Origin of the sequence: Lacticaseibacillus chiayiensis (genome assembly GCF_004123795.1) — a bacterium.
Lineage (GTDB): Bacteria > Bacillota > Bacilli > Lactobacillales > Lactobacillaceae > Lacticaseibacillus > Lacticaseibacillus chiayiensis.
Genome location: NZ_MSSM01000011.1, coordinates 155,298 through 171,831, shown reverse-complemented (window position 1 = coordinate 171,831; position 16,534 = coordinate 155,298). Strand labels below are relative to the sequence as shown.

16 protein-coding genes, 1 pseudogene and 1 riboswitch are annotated in these 16,534 nt (G+C 42.7%); of the genes and pseudogenes, 2 read left to right on the top strand and 15 right to left on the bottom strand.

Translation table 11 applies throughout. The features are described from left to right. Positions 1 to 351, top strand: a 351-nt coding sequence (locus tag BVJ53_RS05960) for an IS30 family transposase (RefSeq protein WP_129301603.1), incomplete at its 5' end; no start/stop codon positions are given. A gap of 216 nt (positions 352 to 567) precedes the next feature. Here BVJ53_RS05960 and BVJ53_RS05955 read toward each other — a convergent pair. The 10 genes and pseudogenes from BVJ53_RS05955 to rfbB all read right to left on the bottom strand — a co-directional run bounded on the left by BVJ53_RS05955 (position 568) and on the right by rfbB (position 12,041). Then, positions 568 to 1,365, bottom strand: coding sequence for a DUF4422 domain-containing protein (locus BVJ53_RS05955; RefSeq protein WP_129301602.1), 798 nt, complete (start codon positions 1,363 to 1,365; stop codon positions 568 to 570). 101 nt (positions 1,366 to 1,466) lie between these two features. Beyond that, positions 1,467 to 2,558 carry a glycosyltransferase gene (locus BVJ53_RS05950; RefSeq protein ID WP_129301601.1) on the bottom strand — a complete coding sequence of 364 codons (1,092 nt, stop codon included), beginning with the start codon at positions 2,556 to 2,558 and terminating at the stop codon, positions 1,467 to 1,469. 2 nt (positions 2,559 to 2,560) lie between these two features. Then, complete coding sequence (locus tag BVJ53_RS05945; protein WP_129301600.1) at positions 2,561 to 3,709, bottom strand: glycosyltransferase; 1,149 nt, start codon at positions 3,707 to 3,709, stop codon at positions 2,561 to 2,563. A 38-nt stretch (positions 3,710 to 3,747) separates the two neighbouring features. Further along, positions 3,748 to 4,692, bottom strand: coding sequence for a hypothetical protein (locus BVJ53_RS05940; protein WP_129301599.1), 945 nt, complete (start codon positions 4,690 to 4,692; stop codon positions 3,748 to 3,750). A gap of 154 nt (positions 4,693 to 4,846) precedes the next feature. Then, a complete protein-coding gene (locus tag BVJ53_RS05935) occupies positions 4,847 to 6,208 on the bottom strand; it encodes an O-antigen polymerase (protein WP_129301598.1) in 1,362 nt (453 codons plus the stop codon). Positions 6,209 to 6,283: 75 nt separating this feature from the next. Beyond that, a pseudogene (locus BVJ53_RS05930) lies at positions 6,284 to 7,705 on the bottom strand (flippase); the annotation flags it as partial. 46 nt (positions 7,706 to 7,751) lie between these two features. Beyond that, entirely contained in the window at positions 7,752 to 8,870 is a 1,119-nt protein-coding gene (gene glf / locus BVJ53_RS05925) for a UDP-galactopyranose mutase (RefSeq protein WP_129301596.1), read from the bottom strand. A gap of 85 nt (positions 8,871 to 8,955) precedes the next feature. After that, positions 8,956 to 9,702 (bottom strand): CpsD/CapB family tyrosine-protein kinase, encoded by a 747-nt coding sequence (locus tag BVJ53_RS05920; protein ID WP_129301595.1) that lies wholly within the window; start codon positions 9,700 to 9,702, stop codon positions 8,956 to 8,958. Between the two features lie 14 nt (positions 9,703 to 9,716). After that, a complete protein-coding gene (locus BVJ53_RS05915; RefSeq protein WP_129301594.1) occupies positions 9,717 to 10,631 on the bottom strand; it encodes a YveK family protein in 915 nt (304 codons plus the stop codon). 432 nt (positions 10,632 to 11,063) lie between these two features. Further along, positions 11,064 to 12,041 carry a dTDP-glucose 4,6-dehydratase gene (gene rfbB, locus BVJ53_RS05910; protein ID WP_129301593.1) on the bottom strand — a complete coding sequence of 326 codons (978 nt, stop codon included), beginning with the start codon at positions 12,039 to 12,041 and terminating at the stop codon, positions 11,064 to 11,066. 280 nt (positions 12,042 to 12,321) lie between these two features. Between rfbB and BVJ53_RS05905 the strand changes: the two genes are divergently transcribed. After that, on the top strand, positions 12,322 to 13,044 hold the full coding sequence (locus BVJ53_RS05905) for an SGNH/GDSL hydrolase family protein (protein ID WP_129301592.1): 723 nt from the start codon (positions 12,322 to 12,324) through the stop codon (positions 13,042 to 13,044). Between the two features lie 172 nt (positions 13,045 to 13,216). On the opposite strand, the gene BVJ53_RS05900 is transcribed toward BVJ53_RS05905, so the two are convergent. The 5 genes from BVJ53_RS05900 to BVJ53_RS05880 all read right to left on the bottom strand — a co-directional run bounded on the left by BVJ53_RS05900 (position 13,217) and on the right by BVJ53_RS05880 (position 16,335). Further along, positions 13,217 to 13,717 (bottom strand): QueT transporter family protein, encoded by a 501-nt coding sequence (locus BVJ53_RS05900; protein WP_129301591.1) that lies wholly within the window; start codon positions 13,715 to 13,717, stop codon positions 13,217 to 13,219. Next, a riboswitch (PreQ1 riboswitch) is annotated at positions 13,715 to 13,813 on the bottom strand. Its footprint overlaps the gene before it by 3 nt. A gap of 18 nt (positions 13,814 to 13,831) precedes the next feature. Beyond that, entirely contained in the window at positions 13,832 to 14,545 is a 714-nt protein-coding gene (locus tag BVJ53_RS05895; protein WP_129301590.1) for a 3-oxoacyl-ACP reductase, read from the bottom strand. After that, positions 14,542 to 14,766 (bottom strand): DUF2829 domain-containing protein, encoded by a 225-nt coding sequence (locus BVJ53_RS05890; protein WP_129301589.1) that lies wholly within the window; start codon positions 14,764 to 14,766, stop codon positions 14,542 to 14,544. The genes BVJ53_RS05895 and BVJ53_RS05890 overlap by 4 nt, the downstream gene beginning before the upstream one ends. A 306-nt stretch (positions 14,767 to 15,072) precedes the next feature. After that, a complete protein-coding gene (locus BVJ53_RS05885) occupies positions 15,073 to 15,384 on the bottom strand; it encodes a helix-turn-helix domain-containing protein (RefSeq protein ID WP_129301613.1) in 312 nt (103 codons plus the stop codon). A gap of 312 nt (positions 15,385 to 15,696) precedes the next feature. Beyond that, entirely contained in the window at positions 15,697 to 16,335 is a 639-nt protein-coding gene (locus BVJ53_RS05880; protein WP_129301588.1) for a histidine phosphatase family protein, read from the bottom strand. Positions 16,336 to 16,534: the final 199 nt, after the last annotated feature.

The following is a 16,534-nucleotide window of genomic DNA, read 5'->3' as shown; positions in this document are numbered from 1 at the left end:
GTCCTACAGCGGGTCATCAACTCAAAGGGCGCTAAGTGGTTTCATTCAATCACCTTTGATAACGGCTCTGAGTTTGCCTTGCTCGACCGCGTCAAAGGAACGCAAATCTACTATTGTCATCCTTACACGCCGAGCGAACGCGGCAGTAATGAGAACGCGAATGGCCTCATCCGTGAGCTCATACCCAAGGGCATCTCGCTCCACCACTTCAGTAAGACGTATATTCACGAAGCTCAGAAGGTTCTTAATGGCAGGCTGCGTAAAAGCTTGGGTTACAGGAGTGCTGCCGACGTCTTCCAGCAATTCAGCCAACCACGGCGAACTGTCCAAACACCGGTCGCAACATTTTGACGAAATTTTCCGGGGGTCCTCTCCCCCAGGACCCCCGGAGGAGAGGCCAACCCCCAAACCCTAAGTTCAAAACCCTAAGTTCAAAACCTATAGACCGCTTCTTTCTTCTTGGTCTTCACTGTTGCACTTCATTTGACAATTCGGGTATAATTTTTGTCCGTGAGAAACCGCTATTCTTGAATTGCCGAAATGGCAGAATTAAATTGCCGGCCGCACTCACTTGGTTCCAATATGCGTGTCAAGTTGGACATGAGTTCCAGTTAATTTGTTTACAATGAGATTACGTGCCTTTTTGATGATATGCTCATTCTCCATGAAAATAACGGGACACTCAACATACGTTTTTTTGTTGGCCAAAAGCCATGTATCCATTAGCAATTCTGCAAGAAATCCCATTACTCGAGTTTCATTGCCCTGTAACTTGGAAAAATTGATTTTTGCCTCAACTGCAAAAAGAATGGAAAACAACCAAGAGGAATATGCCATGAACTCTTGTCGTCGCATGATGAACATATTGAACATATGCGCATGTTTTGAATGCATGACTTTGGCGAAACTGTCACGATAGGCTTCAGGTTGTTCAGCGATTACCTCATACAAAGCATCAATACCGATCGCGCTATGACTGTGGCGGTAGTGCGATTCGATCGTCTCAATATAATAATTTCGCGGTTTCGGAACGATGATGCTGGAACTCTTTAACAGTTCTTCAATTTCGCGTTTGTTTAAAATTGATGAAAAGTCCTTCTTTGGGAAAAGAGATTTTTTGGAAAAATAGCGGCGATAGTGAACTAACCCAATTGCATCTGCATTTAGATTATTAGCAGCCCAGTATATCGCTGTCACTTCGTTATAATGCGGATTCTTGATTGATATATTAATACCTTGATCATCACGCTGGTACCCCCTTGGAATTTCATCATGAAGGCTGCTACCCACGAACATCGGCATGTACGCGGGGTCTGAAGGCATATGATATGGTTTATGTGTTGCAACAAGAACATTAATATACATTTTATAACGCTCCTTAAATTGGTGGGCAAGTCACTTTGAGTCTGACAAACAAGTATCACATGTCAAATCAAGAATTTCAATATTAAGTATCCTTTAGCTTATTAAGAAAAATCAAAAAGATATTTCTCAAGACGCTTAAAATAAGATTTGGGATAAAAGTCGACAATAGTATTTGGCAACTTCTGATGATTGAATGCCTTCTCATTGTCAATAACAGACTTCATCTTAGCTGTCAATGTCTGCACATCACCAGGCGGATAGAGGTACCCATTACTATCATTCACAATATCATCTGGCCCAGTGGGACAATCTGAACTAATTACGGGTACTCCTCTAGCAATTGCCTCGCCAAGGACCAAAACAAATCCTTCATATCTAGAGGTGAGAAGCAAACAATCTGCACTCTCTATTCGATCAAAGGGATGTTTTACCCAACCATGGAAAATCACTTGACGAGCAATTCCTTTTTTAGCAATCAATTTCTTGAACTCGGCCATATCTGGTCCGTCACCAAATACATCCAACGTCCAACGTGTCGTACTTTTATTTAGAGAGCTCAGCCCAGCAACAAGTTCTCTTAAATTCTTTTGTCCATCAATAAAAATCCTTCCAATATAGATAAACTTAAAAGGACTATTTGTAGCTTCCGGTATTACGTTAAGGGAGGGGGCAATAGGATTCCAAACAACACCAATATTTGAATCATTGATGCCGATATCATGCATTTGTCTCTGGATTCCCGAACTAATAGCCAAGTGATAATCTGCTTTCTTAAGATCATTTAGATTTATATCTTGACCATGAAGCAAAGAGAAATGAATCCATGAAACTATTTTAAATTTCTTTCGAAATGTCTTTCTTAAAAAGGCAACCTCATAAATCAGTTTTGTGCTTAAACAAACTACCTCATCAGCTGAAGTAAATAGAATCCCAAACATAAGCCAGATTGCGCCAAGCGCATTGCGCACAGGTCGTACATTTTTGAAAACTTGGGCAAATCTAAAAACTTTAATACTCCGAGAATCTGGATACCAATGATCGCGCATAGATCCCTGCGGCAAAAGATACTTTACCTCAAGATTGGAGGAATTTTCAAAATGGGATATCCATTCATTAACAACTGTTTCCGTGCCTCCCTCTCCAGACAAGAAAGGTAAGATTACAAGTATTTTAATTTTTCTTTGGTTGCGCATACCTACACACTCCCTTCCCTCATTAACAATCCCTTAAACAATTGTTGCAGAGTAGCTGCAGAGGATTCAATTGAATATCCCGCATTATCGATCATCTTTGTGTTTCTATCCCCAACTGCTTTGCGCTCCAACGGCAATTCATCTAAGTATGATATTATGTTTTTAACCCATGTCTCTGGATCATCTAAGGTCAATTCTGTAATACTATTTGTTAACATCACATCAGATGGAATCTGGTCAGAGGCAATAACACGAAGTCCAGAGACTTGCGCTTCAAGAGGAACAAAACCAAATCCTTCAAATAATGATGGAAAGATCAAAACGTCAAACGCTGCATACCATTCATTTATAATGTTAGTATGGCTTATAAAAGAAACTGACTTCTCCAGATCTTTTTTATGGACTTCTTGTTGAAGCGCATTTCGCAGATTACCACTGCCAATAATGACAAGATGGCTATCTGAATGCATTGCATGAAGAGCCTCAAATATTTTTAAAGAAAAAAATGGGTTTTTGCGTTCCGTTAGGACTCCAACCACACCAATAACCCACGTAGTTCGGTTCACCTTAATTGATTGACGTAACAATGAGCGCCAATTCTCGGAGAAGGAAAACTTAGAAAGATCAATGCCATTTTTCAAAACAATCCCGCCTTGATCACTGCCAAACATCCATTTTAAGCTTTCGTCTGACACGCCAAGTTTTAGATCACTAATCCTAGAAAAAATGTGTTTACCTGTTTTATTTGCAATATTTAAAACAGCTCTAAAATATCTTGGTTTGATCGGCTTACTATAATCAGTGTTGTGAGATTGTACTACCAATTTTGCTTTCGTAAAACGATGTGCGCATACAACTGGAAGGAAATTCCAAGATGAAGAATAATTAAAATGAATGATGTCATATGCGTTCTTTTGTTTTTTACAAAAACGCACCCAGTCATTCCAATGCTTTATCGGATTCTTGCCTACCCGAGTCACATAATGCATCGGCCATCCCAAAGCGGCTGTTTCTTTTTCAAAGTCATGTTTACCCGAATAACTCAGGCATTCCACAATAACGCCCTGCTTCGAAAGTTGTTTGTATGTATTCATCATATAAACAGTCATACCGCTACCGTATTGAAAATCTCCCACCAGCAGAACTTTCAATATAATTACCCCTCTCTACCGAGCTCCTTTGGTTAAACTTACGCGAGCGCATCTTTAATTGCCCTTATAAAATGGACACCCTGCCTCAACTGCAGTGCAAAAGTTCGAACGTTAACGGCAAGTTCAGCGTATTGCTCGTCAGTTAAGTCTCGTATAATCAACTCTGCTTCTTTGAGTGAACTAACAGTTATGCCAAGATGTTGTTGCCTAACAAAATCAGCTATGGCTGCCTGTTCCCAGACAACAATAGGTAGTCCACTAGACAAAAACATGGATGCTTTAAAAGGACTATTGTAACGCAAATATTCTCCCATTACACCAGAAATACCGTTAGACGAGAAACCATCCCAAACTAAACCAAAACCGCCTTTGAATTGACCGGCTAACTCGTTAGAAGCAAAAGCGCCCCGATAGTCAAGATTTTTTGGCAAATCAAAACTGGAAGGTTTTTTCCCATATATTTCGTAATGAAAATCGGAATTACCAAGTTCCTCTAAAAAGCCAGCCTTGTTCAAGTTCCCAGCAAATATCATCGTTTGTTTCTTTTTAAATCTTGGGATCTCAAGAGAGTCAGTCAAATGTTCATATAAACCAAAAACAATTATGTTTGCTGACACTTTATTCGTATTCTTGAGAAATTCTCGCATAGCCTCTGTTGGCACTAAAATGTCCGAGGCAAGTTTAAGTATTCTAAGCTCGTTTTTTAGTGAACGTCCGCCGTCATTTGTATGTCCCATTCCTCGTAACCCTATCGTCGGATCAATACGTAGGGAGTTAAGGTCGTGAACAATGAATATGAGTTTACAATGCTTAATGATTCGCAGATAATAGATGACCTGTAGAAAAGCAGGATAAGAAATATATAAAGGGTATTGAACAAATATTGTATCCCCTAATTTGACACGACTAAAATAATTCCTCAAAGCTCTATACGAAATTAATTTCTTGCTTAGAAAATTTGGCAATGAATCAATTGATCCCATGTCAATTGACCCCACTCTCGACAAAGTCTTAATGGTATCAGCAATCGGTTTACTTACGGCAACTGATTGACCTCCGGCAGTATCGTTAATTGACTGAATATTAAAGCAACTCATAATTTCCCACTTTCTTTATGAACCTGTGTACGTATAATATTTATCTACTCTTTGATTTGCGAAATCCCGTCTCAAAGATAAAGAAATTCAAAAAAACCCAGAAGAGGATTACAAGAACAAATGAGCGTCCAACTATCTGCTCGAAGAATTTGTTTGAAAAGAATGATAGTACAAGGGCGCTAACAATATTAGAATAAATTAAAATGCTATACGGAACATGATTGGGATTTTTAGTTGCAAGAATTCGCTCGAAAAATAATTGACTAACCCCTGCCATTACAGGAACCAAAGTGAATACACCCCAAAGGCCAAAATCATACAGATAAGCATAATACGTCGTATAAACGTTACCGAGATAAACTCCATTGACCGTCTGAAATGGCAAAATTAAACCTTCCGGAGGCAAAGTGAAGTTAAAGATTTTGGCAAACCAAGGAAGTATGTTTACAAAAGTCTGGCTTCCCCACACTGAACCCGATACAGGAATCGTTGTAGTTCGCAAAAATGTATCTAGGTTCTTAATTTCCGCACCTATATAAACCGATAAATAATCGAGACTGTTTGCCCCAGCATCATTTTCTCGCCCCAAAAGCTTTGCAATCTCTGGGAAAACAAGTAAGACTACGATCCCCACGGTAATGACACCTGCGATGAATTTTTTATTCTTTGGCCTCGACCAGTTTTTCCTGGTTCGTGATAAGCAGTAATAGTAACAGAAGACCGCAATCAGAACAACGATCATCTCAGTCCTATCACCCATCAACAATGTCGTCACAATTGCCAACAAAACTATTACGATATTCGCAGGTGATAACGTATGAAAATAAACACGCTCGCGAGCTAAGAGATACCCAAAAAAGAAGCCGCAACTCAAAGAAAAATTTCTAATGATACTTACTGAACGCGGTAGGGTATTGCCATTAACTGTGAAGATCGTCTGAACTCTAACATAGTAAATGGCATCACCCAAAGACATGTCTCCAGCAACTTTCTTAATCTCATAGATCGTGTAGACAATACCAATTAACAATACAACGACAATAAGTACAGTTTTCCATGTAGCGATGTTCCACGGTACAATCGTGTTGCTCTCAACATCTGCTTTCTTATTGTCTAATGCATTTTTTTTATTCTGTGCGTTTACTAATTGCTGTGACCGTACTGTACTGAAAAAGAGATGAATGAACCAAGAAACGAAAACAAACTCTAGGCCACCACCAACTAAAACTAGAGTGGTTAACGAGGAAGGGTCTAAGAACCATTTTCCTGCATAGGCTAAAGCCCACAATCCACTAAATGCAAATGAACCTGAATACAACACGGCTGGGGACATTAATTCCCTATTATTTAAAAAGTACGCTGATATAAAAATCAGAACTAAAGTAAAGGCTAATGGGAGCATTCTTTCTCCTTACGTTTCTGTACTTGTTTTTTTCATTATAGTTTGGTTGTAGGTGGAATCACTATAGAAAAATAGTCAGTGAAATTTTTTTAAAGAGGCCAACATCTCCAGGAGTATGATCGGACGGAGCATGAATAATGCCACTATATAAATAACAGTACCATAAATGATGGCACCAAATAAAGTTACCAGACTAACTACTGATAATACGCCAATAAAGATCCGGACGCTCACACTCATAATCAAAGCGGCCACCAGATATTTCCAAACCTCATGAAAAATCATATGGAGCCTAAGCTGACTTTTAACTTTTTCAAGTTGATAAACAGTCACCAACAACTCTGACAAGACTGTCGCTATCATGGCCCCATTACTTCCTAAAAATAAAATAAACGGAACATTCAAGATGATATTCGAAATTGCACCCAAAACAACTGAAATCGTAAAGGGCTTTAGCTGATTTGTCGGAAGTAAATACTGAACACCGGTTGCGTTGCTAATACCAATAAGGACAATAACGATCGACTCAATAATCAACAAGTCAGAGACAGGACCAAATCCAGCTCCAAAAAAGATCTTTGTAAATACCGGCGCTACTCCAGCTAATCCCGCTGCAAGTGGAAATGCAATAACCAAAATGAAATGCATTGACTTGTCTAGCGATGCTTCAACTTCATCATGCTTCCCTTGGGCAAAGCTGTGCGCAGTGTGGGGCAACAAAACCGTTCCCGTCGCTGTCACAATGGCTAAAATGATCTTCACAATCTTATCAGAGTTGTCATAAAAGCCAGAAGCTTGCACGCCTACTAAAGCACCTAGCATAGTCTTGTTAAGTTGCAAATAAACCTGTGTCGCAATCTGCGGTATGAACATCTGCAATGTTGGCCTCAAGTGATCGATTATTCTCAAATCTCTTAAGTGTGGAACCCTGACATACCTTTTTAAATACGGCAATAACGTCATGTTCCCAAACACCTGAGAGCCCGTTAGAATTAAAATATACAGTCCAAGATCATTTTTGGTTCTAACCAATGCAAAGATCAATATTAAGGAAATTATCTTAACTAGGGTATTTCTTAAGACGGTAATCCGGAACTCTTCCAATCCTTGGAAAAACCATGAAACGTCAATAGCCGTTGCAATTAACAAAAGGCCCTGGATCAGATAAAAAGTCTGATATTCGCCCACTATCAAAATAAAGCCAATGTAAAGTATCGTGGCGATGCCAGTTGTTACTACACGAAGAACCGTTAATTCCCAAAACAGGCTTGAAAGTCTCTTCGGATCATCGCGTCGGTAAGCTACTTCGCGATTACCATACATCGTTAGTCCAAGCGTTCCAAATAACACAAAATATTGAACAATCGAATTTGTGAAAGCATTGATACCGATGCCGGTTGGTCCAAGAATACGTGAAACATATGGGATGGTTATGATCGGCAACAAAAGAATGAAAACCTGATAGCCCATGTTCCACAGGAGATTCTTGACAACTTTCGTGACCGTCCACCTCTTTTCTACGTATTATCAATGAATCAGGAGACTAATTATCCTTAAAAAAATCTCCTTGAAGAAATTGCAGAGCCGCTGCAATAACCTGATCCATATTGTAATAACGATAGAGGCCTAAACGCCCACCGAAAGCAACTTGGGGTGTCTCCTTGGCAGCTAACTCGCGATAACTTGTAAACAAGTGATTGTTTTCCGAGTTATTGACTGGATAATATGGTTCATCGCCCTTCGACCAGCTGGCCGGATACTCATGTGTAATAACCGTTTTTTTCGGGTTGCTCTTACCAAACTCGAAGTGCTTATGTTCAATAATTCGCGTGAAGGGCGTTTCAGCATCGGTATAATTAACAACAGCGTTCCCTTGAAAATTATCGATATCCAATACCTCTGTCTCAAACCGCAAGCTTCGATATTCAAGCGTCCCCAGCTGATAATCAAAGAACTGGTCAATCATTCCGGTATAAATTACCTTGTCATACCGGCTTAAATATTCCTGCTTATGATCCAAAAAGTCGGTATTAAGTTCAACGTGAATGTTAGGCCGGTCAAGCATTTTCTCAACAATCTGAGTATATCCGCCTTCAGGGATGCCTTGATACCGATCATTGAAGTAGTTATTGTCATACGTAAACCGAACTGGTAGACGGCGAATAATAAAGGCGGGAAGTTCTTTTGGATCACGTCCCCACTGTTTAGCCGTATAATCTTTGATCAGCTTCCGATAGATATCGGTCCCCACTAGAGAAATAGCTTGTTCCTCTAGGTTCGTTGGTTTCTTTCCAGCCATAGCTGATCTTTGTTCAATGATTTTAGCTTCTGCCTCGGCTGGTGTAATAACACCCCACATTTTATTGAACGTGTTCATATTAAATGGCAGGTTATAAATCTCACCTTTGTAATTTGCGATGACCTCGTTTGTATAACGATTAAACGTCGCAAACTGATTGATATAGTCCCAAACCGCTTGATTGCTAGTATGAAAAATATGTGCACCATATTTATGGACTTGAATGCCTTCAATATTTTCGGTATAAATGTTACCCGCAATATGCGGACGCTTTTCAATTACATTGACCTCATCGCCCAGTAACGCGCGTTCTCGTGCTACCGTGGCTCCAAACAAGCCGGCGCCGACAATTAGTAGTTTCATAGTGTCGCTAATCCCCCAAATTAAGCTTTTGCGTCATCAATTTAAACTTTGAAAATACTTTTTGGCAATTTTCATTTGCCAAAAGTTACACGTTACTTTGATAACCGTATCCGTAACCATACCCGTAACCTCGATCACCATGCCGAGATCTCACACGTTCGACTGATCCAAGAATATGGGCTTTTGCCAGCTTTAAGACTTCCACAGTTCGCTGCAAGTCACCCTTTAACGTTTTGCCAAGGTTAGAAACAATGACAACCCCATCTGTCCTTGGTACTAACACTTGTACATCGGATACAGCTAAGACCGGTGGCGCATCTAGAACAATGATGTCGAAATTCTCGCGGGCCCAGTTCAACAAATCACCCATCCGCTTGGAATTTAGTAATTCAGAAGGATTGGGCGGAATCGGGCCTGAGGAAATAATGCTTAAATTGTCAACAAACGTTTCTTCTACAACTTCACTGGGCTTTGTTTTGCCAGTTAATATTGTCGTAACCCCATCAAGATTAAGCTTCCTAAAAGTCGCGTGAACGGTCGGTCGGCGAAGATCGGCATCAATGAGCAAAACTTTTTTCCCGGCTTGGGCCCATGTTACTGCAACATTCGCGGAGACCGTTGACTTCCCTTCAGACATCGTAGAAGAAGTAAACATGACAACCTGACACTTGTCTAAAGCAGCAGATGCGAATTCAATATTGGTACGAACGGTACGATATTGTTCAGAAATAACATGTTTGGGTTCGGCGTACGTAACTAACATAACCCCATTTTTTTGGGATTCTTGATCTTCTTGATTTCGTTTAAAACCAAACTTAAATGGCCAGTTCATGATTAGCTTCCTCCTCAAACCCGACGCCGACTTCGCTGTGGAAAATCAGACTGCTCAAAACTGTCTACGTCATCATCGTATTTTGCTTTTTTTGCTTGGATAACTTGGTCAATATCCTTCATCCGTTGAATATAGTTCACTGCACCGAGATTGACCAAACCAAGTGTGTCGGTAATAAAATCAATGTCCTTAACGGTTTGATCAGTCAGTTCACGGATAAGCCCCCACATGAAGGCAACCAAAACACCCACTGCCAGTCCAACAAACGAAATTAATTTCAGACGCGGTGAAACTGGTGAGCGGTTTGTTGTGGCTTTCGAAACAACCGAAACATTTGAAATGCTCATGATCTTAACAATCTTTTTTTCAAACACCTTAGCAACTTCATTTGCAATATCCCGTGCTCGGACCGGATCGGTGTCTTTGACATTGACTGTAAACACTTGCGAGTTCTGCTGTGTCGATACCGAAACCATCTTAGCCAGATCATCAGCCGTCAAGTTCGTATACTTCGCTGGCTTTAGTTTGTACTGAGCCGGTTTTGCGTCTTCAACAACGTAGCGTTCTCGCACGCCTGTTGCCGCATTATATCGCGTGCCATAAACTGCTTTCTCTGCTTTCTTAGTCATCACACGCTGCGGGCTGGTTAAATCATCAGCCACCGCTTGCAAAACAACCGGTCGTGTAATGATATCTTTGTATGTATTGATGATCTGCACATCAGCTTGCTGTGCATTCAATTGCATATTCGGATCATTATCCTGCTTCCGGTTGACCAGCAGCGACGTGTCAGCCTCGTATTTTGGCGCTATTAACGTTTTTGCACCAAAATACGCTACCGCCATCCCCAAAATGCCGAGGATGACCATTGCTAGGAAGCTGCGTTTGATGATTTGCCACAACTGTGAAAGGTCGATCTGTTTGTTCATGAACTCTTTCCCCACCTAATTCCAAGATTAAAAACAAATTCTTAAATACGTAACAATGCTACCCGCACTGATGGCAAAATTTAAAAAGCCACTCCAAAGCATAATACATTAGCAAGCAGCATCAAGTCCACCTATTTAAAAAAAACGAGACTCTCTTTGGAATGAGCCGGCTGTCATCATGTCGGAAAAAGACAAGCCATTTGCCCATTATAGTAATCCTTGATAACGATTGTGTTACAGTCTCTTTACATTTCTTACGGCAAGTGTCAAAACCATTACGCGATTTAATTATTTCAGTCTAAGTTCTGACTGAAAAACTAGCACGAATATCTGAATTAGCGCAGCTGTATGCTACTCATTAAGCGTTGTTTTGCTTTGCTCGAGAACTAACACTCACCCATTTTGTCTTTGATGGGCAATTCTTAAGCTTTTTTAAAGCTTCTCTTTATCCAAAAGTGGTTGCCACCAAGTACGATGAGTTGTATACCAATTAACCGTATTACGTAAGCCTGTATCAAATGGGGTGGTCGGCTGCCACCCTAAATTGCGATTGATCTTTGTTGAGTCGAGTGCATATCGTTGGTCGTGGCCAAGGCGATCTTTAACATACTCAATGCGATCCTCTGATAAGTCAAGTTGGTCGATAATTGCGTGGACAATCGCATTGTTACTTCGCTCATTGTGCCCTCCGACGTTATAAATCTCGCCCGGCTTACCTTTTCGAAGAACCAAATCGATCGCGCGACAATTGTCCTCGACGTATAGCCAATCACGAATATTTTCGCCATCACCATATATTGGCAACTGTTTTCCAGTTAATCCATGGGTGACCATTAATGGGATTAACTTCTCTGGAAATTGATATGGACCATAGTTGTTCGAGCTGCGGGTTATGTTGACATCAACCTTATAAGTCTCATAAAATGCACGCACACTTAAGTCTGCTGATGCTTTACTGGCAGCATATGGCGAATTCGGTTGCAACTTCGAGTCTTCGGTGAAATATCCACGTTGATCCAGTGACCCGTATACCTCGTCAGTCGAAATCTGTAAAAATTTTAAATGCCTCCTTTTAGCTTCAGACAAAAGCGCCAATGTCCCTTTAACATTTGTCTCATAAAAGATTGCTGGATGCTTGATACTGCGGTCGACATGCGACTCTGCGGCAAAATTGACGATGGCATCGATGTGATATTGTTCAATCAAATATGCCACCAACTCTCGGTTTCCAATGTTTCCACGAACAAAGATATGCTGTTTATCCTTTCTTAGATCAGCTAAGTTCTGCATATTCCCTGCGTAGGTTAATTGGTCAAGATTGACAACAAGATCTTCGGGGTAATTTTGCCGTTGAAATCTGACAAAATTACTGCCTATAAAGCCTGCGCCACCAGTGACTAGTAAATTCATTTGCATGGGTTCTCCTTTTAGAGGTCCTAAGTATTTCATGTATCGGGTCAACTAGTCAGTCGGGTCAATTTTACACGTAATTGGCTTTCACGAGTTTTAGATGAATCGTTGGATAAAGGTGAGTGTTGCCCTTGAAAACAAGAAGCTTCTTCGCAATTCAATTATGACAATCTCATTACATTTTCCCACAAACCACCCACATTGACCCTAACTTGTAACTAGCCTTGTCCGAATTTTAGTTTAAAATAAAAGCAACGTAACTTTGGGGGGCTTACTATTCATGAGAAAACACACGCTGCGTTTGCGTGACTGGCTATTATGTATCGCATTGGGTTTGATCATCGCTGGAGTTGGCGGCTTCTTCTTCATGCGTCACTACCAGTCCGAGCAAGCGATTGCTGTCGATCAGCAGACACGTGAACGCATTCAAAGAGATTCCAAAGCTAAGGTAAAAAAAGAAAAAGTGCTGAGTCAGTATCGACTTTTTGGTTTAACGGCGAGTGATATCAATGCAGCTAAGAATTTACCAGTGACTGCCATTGGTGATTCGGTCATGCTAGGTAGTTCGGCGTATCTCAAGGTTCTGTTTCCAAAAATGTCGATTGATGCCGAAGTTGGCCGCCAAGTGCAGGCAGCGCCAGCAATTATTAATCGACTTAAATCTGAGGGTCAGCTAAAGGATACCGTGGTCATCAGTCTTGGTACAAACGGTCCGATGACAGAATCGGATATCAATGGCATTCTGGATCAGCTTGGTAGCAATCGCCAGGTTTTCTGGGTAACGGCGTATGCGCCTGGTAAAGCGTGGATTGATCCCGTGAATAAGCTGATTCATGCGGCAGCCAAAACGCATAACAATCTGCATGTGATTGACTGGTATTATCTGGCTGGCGGCAATGACGATTGGTTTGCCGCTGATGGTGTGCACCCTAACAGTACCGGTCGCGTGCACTATTACACGTTGATTGCCAAGGATGTCATGCAGACGCTTAAGAAGAAATAGCGTGACAGTTCCGTTGTTCCCGTTCAAGCGTGCTTCGTCTAAGCCATCGTATTAAAAATAACACCGAGATGACGGAAATCTTCTCGGTGTTATTTTTAATTGAATCTTGAATCTGCTGGCGACGGTGTGACCATTTTGCTTCACATCGCTTGGCAACAGTTTTCTGCTAGATTTATTTGTCCAAGTCCACATACCGTGTCAGGACCATCATCACAACGCCGCCAACTGCCATTGAGACGGCCTCTCCTAGAGCAATTGTGGCATAGGAGGCCCAGAATGGCACCTTGCTCATGATGGTGAGCTCACCGGCAATTGTGAACATTGAGAAGGTGAAGAGCACGCCCATGATCGCGAATTTGGCCCATTTTTGGTGGACAAATTTGGCTGCCCAGCGACTGATGAGGATGAAGACGAGGGTGGCTAGCGTGCCGACCGGGACATCAAGCAGTGCAGTCGGCGAGGCTAAATTGGCCAAAAAAACACCCAACGTAACCGCCCAGACGTACCGACGATTGAAGAGCGCCGTGTAGTTGAGCATCTCGGAAAACCGGATTTGCACGACCCCAAAGCTTAGCGGGCTGAGCATCAGGGTCATGACCACATAGATAGCGGCCACTATCGCGGTTTTGGTGAGACTGACGATTGAACGATGAGACATTGATGTTGTTTGCATATTGTTCTCCTTTGTGGCTTTGCCAGTAATAACGACGATCAAAGGAAATAAGTATCGTCGTGGAAGCGTTGTGCGCTTCCGATTCAATTGACATCATCTTGCAATGTTTCAAGTTTACTTTTCTAACCAACCGCCGTCAATAGGAATGACGGTGCCATGAATGTAATCTGCGGCATCGCTGGCTAAAAAGAGAGACAACTGGGCAACTTCTTCCGGTTTGGCCCAGCGCTTGGCCGGCGTCTCCTTGGCCACCCACGCCGCCATCTTACCATCACCAGCGAAATCAGCGGCATTCATGGGGGTATCAATGGCGCCTGGCGCTAAGGCATTGGCGCGAATGCCTCTTGCGGCGTAGTCAAGGTCTAATTGCTTGGTGAGCCCGATAACGGCGTGCTTGGCGGCTGTGTAAGCCATACCGCCACCGCCACCGACTAATCCGGCGATGGAGCTCATGTTGATAAAAATGCCGTGGCCACGCTTGAGCATCCCTGGCAACAGCGCCTTGATCATCAGGAACTGGCTGGTGAGATCGACGTCAAGAATATGTTGCCAAGCTGCCAGATCAGTGGCGGCGACGTTTCGGTAGCCGTCCAAAATTCCGGCCGTGTTGCAGACAATATCAGGTGCATAGTCGCGGGCAATGGTTTCTGCTGTTGCAGGCTTACTGACATCTGCCTGAATAGCAACGTCTAGCCCGGTCATCGGCTGAAGATCAACGCCAACAACCCGCGCGCCAGCTGTCGTAAATGCTGCCGCCTGCGCCGCGCCGATGCCCGACGCTGCACCAGTGACGACCACCGTTTTGCTGCTGAAATCGAATGCTATCATGCGTCAACAAGTTGCCAGTCTTCAGCAAGAATGTCACAGTCGGTCGGTGACCACAAACTGAAAGCTTCATCCGCGGTTTTGATCAGAAAATACGGATTTAACGTGTTGCCTTCAAATTTACCTTCCGGAACCAGCTGAACATATAGCTCAGTGCCTTCCCAACCGGTACGAACGGCTTTTTTGCCTTTTTTCAGTGATGGTAATACTGCTTCAAATGTCATGAAATTATTTTCTCCCCTTTACTTGGCAAACAGCCTACCGCCTCTGTTCGGCTTAGCTAGCTGCTTTAGATGTGAATTCAGTGCACTAAGTATACGCGATTTTTTGATTAGCGAACAGCCCCCCAGCGCAAAATGCGTGACTACGGACAAGGCCATTAAAAGCTCTCCATCCCTTTTTCCATTGGCCACACTCTTAGATAAGGACAATCAAATCAAAAAATCGGTGCTAGCGACAGGGTCCGCCAGCACCGATTTCCTAATTATCCAGCTGTTTAAACGCAGCTGGCGTGTTCTCAAAGACCGCACTCAAAGATTAATCACCTGCATGAGTACTTCGGAAACGTGGGCTCGCTCGGTTTCCGGCAAGCCAGTCAAGTACTTCACCAACGCTAACGTATTGATGTCGCTCATTTCCGGTGCGATGAAGAAATCACCGACCTCCATATCCAGCGCTTGGGCAATATCTGTCAGCTTCTTAACGCTGATGTTGTTGACATCACCGCGTTCCATGCGTGATATCAAGCTAACTGACACCCCGGAACGCTCTGCCAATTTTTCAATCGTTAGGTTCAAACTGCGGCGTTGTTGATGTACTAATTTTCCGATATTATCTAACATCATGTCCCCCACCCTTAATGTACGGCGTTATGCTTTAACATTAAATGAAACGAACGGTCATCAAAAGATTTTATATTATTATTTAATAATCCAAAGACGGCCTATTCTCACACAACGCTGGTGTACGAACCCCACATTAATGCGCCAATACATCTCCACTACTATTGTAAGCGTTCGCAGGGCGGGAGCGCCAAATATTGGCTTGACAGATGGGAAAAAAAGCGACCATTCCTTTTAGGACAAGTGATTAGCTGATCTTTCGCATTCGATAACGCGTCGCAAAATAAAACAATGTCAAACTTTCTGACATTGTTATTTGTTGTGGATATCGTCCGGCACAAACGCCCACAAGGTTCCTCGGGTAAATTCTTCCCCATCATCGGTATCGATTTCGCTAATGCTATTATTCGGTGGCATGGTCATTTCATCGCGGGCACTGTTGAGGTCTGCACCAAGATAAGTGCTCAATAGCAACATCCCCAACAGGCCGTGGGCAACCACGAGCACTTTACCATCTGGATGTTGGTCATAAATTCGCGTGATCACGCGCCGTCCGCGAGTCAAGGCATGCTCAAACGACTCGGCGCCGATGCTTTTATAATCAAACGCCAACAGGTTATGATAATAATTTTCGATTTGTGGATCATCTTGAACCTTTGCCAAAGGGCGACCATCCCACTGACCCAAATCAACTTCACGTAAGTCTTCTTCGGTGATGATTGCTGGTTGCGTCACCTTACTTTGAGCCACAATCAGTTTTGCGGTCGTTTGTGCACGCGGCATCGGACTGGCATAGATACCAGCAAACCCGGTTGTTTCAAAAAATCGTCCCACTGCGATTGCCCCAGCACGGCCAGACGGTGTCAGCGGCGTATCGGTACGTCCACCGTTGAAGCGGCGCGCCAGATTCGTCTCGGTCTGTCCATGCCGTACAAAATAAAACTTGGTCATTCCTTGCACACTTCCTTTGAGGATAGTGTAGCAGACCCGCGGCCAGAAAGCGCCATCTTGAAGTCAAAATTCGATTCAGTCTCGGCAATATTTAGCGAATGTTAACAAGTGGTGGTTTGAGGTGCTAACGGGTTCACGGTCACGAATACATACGTCAACACCATGGCTAGAGCCCAGCCAATCGCGGTTTGAGGCCAAG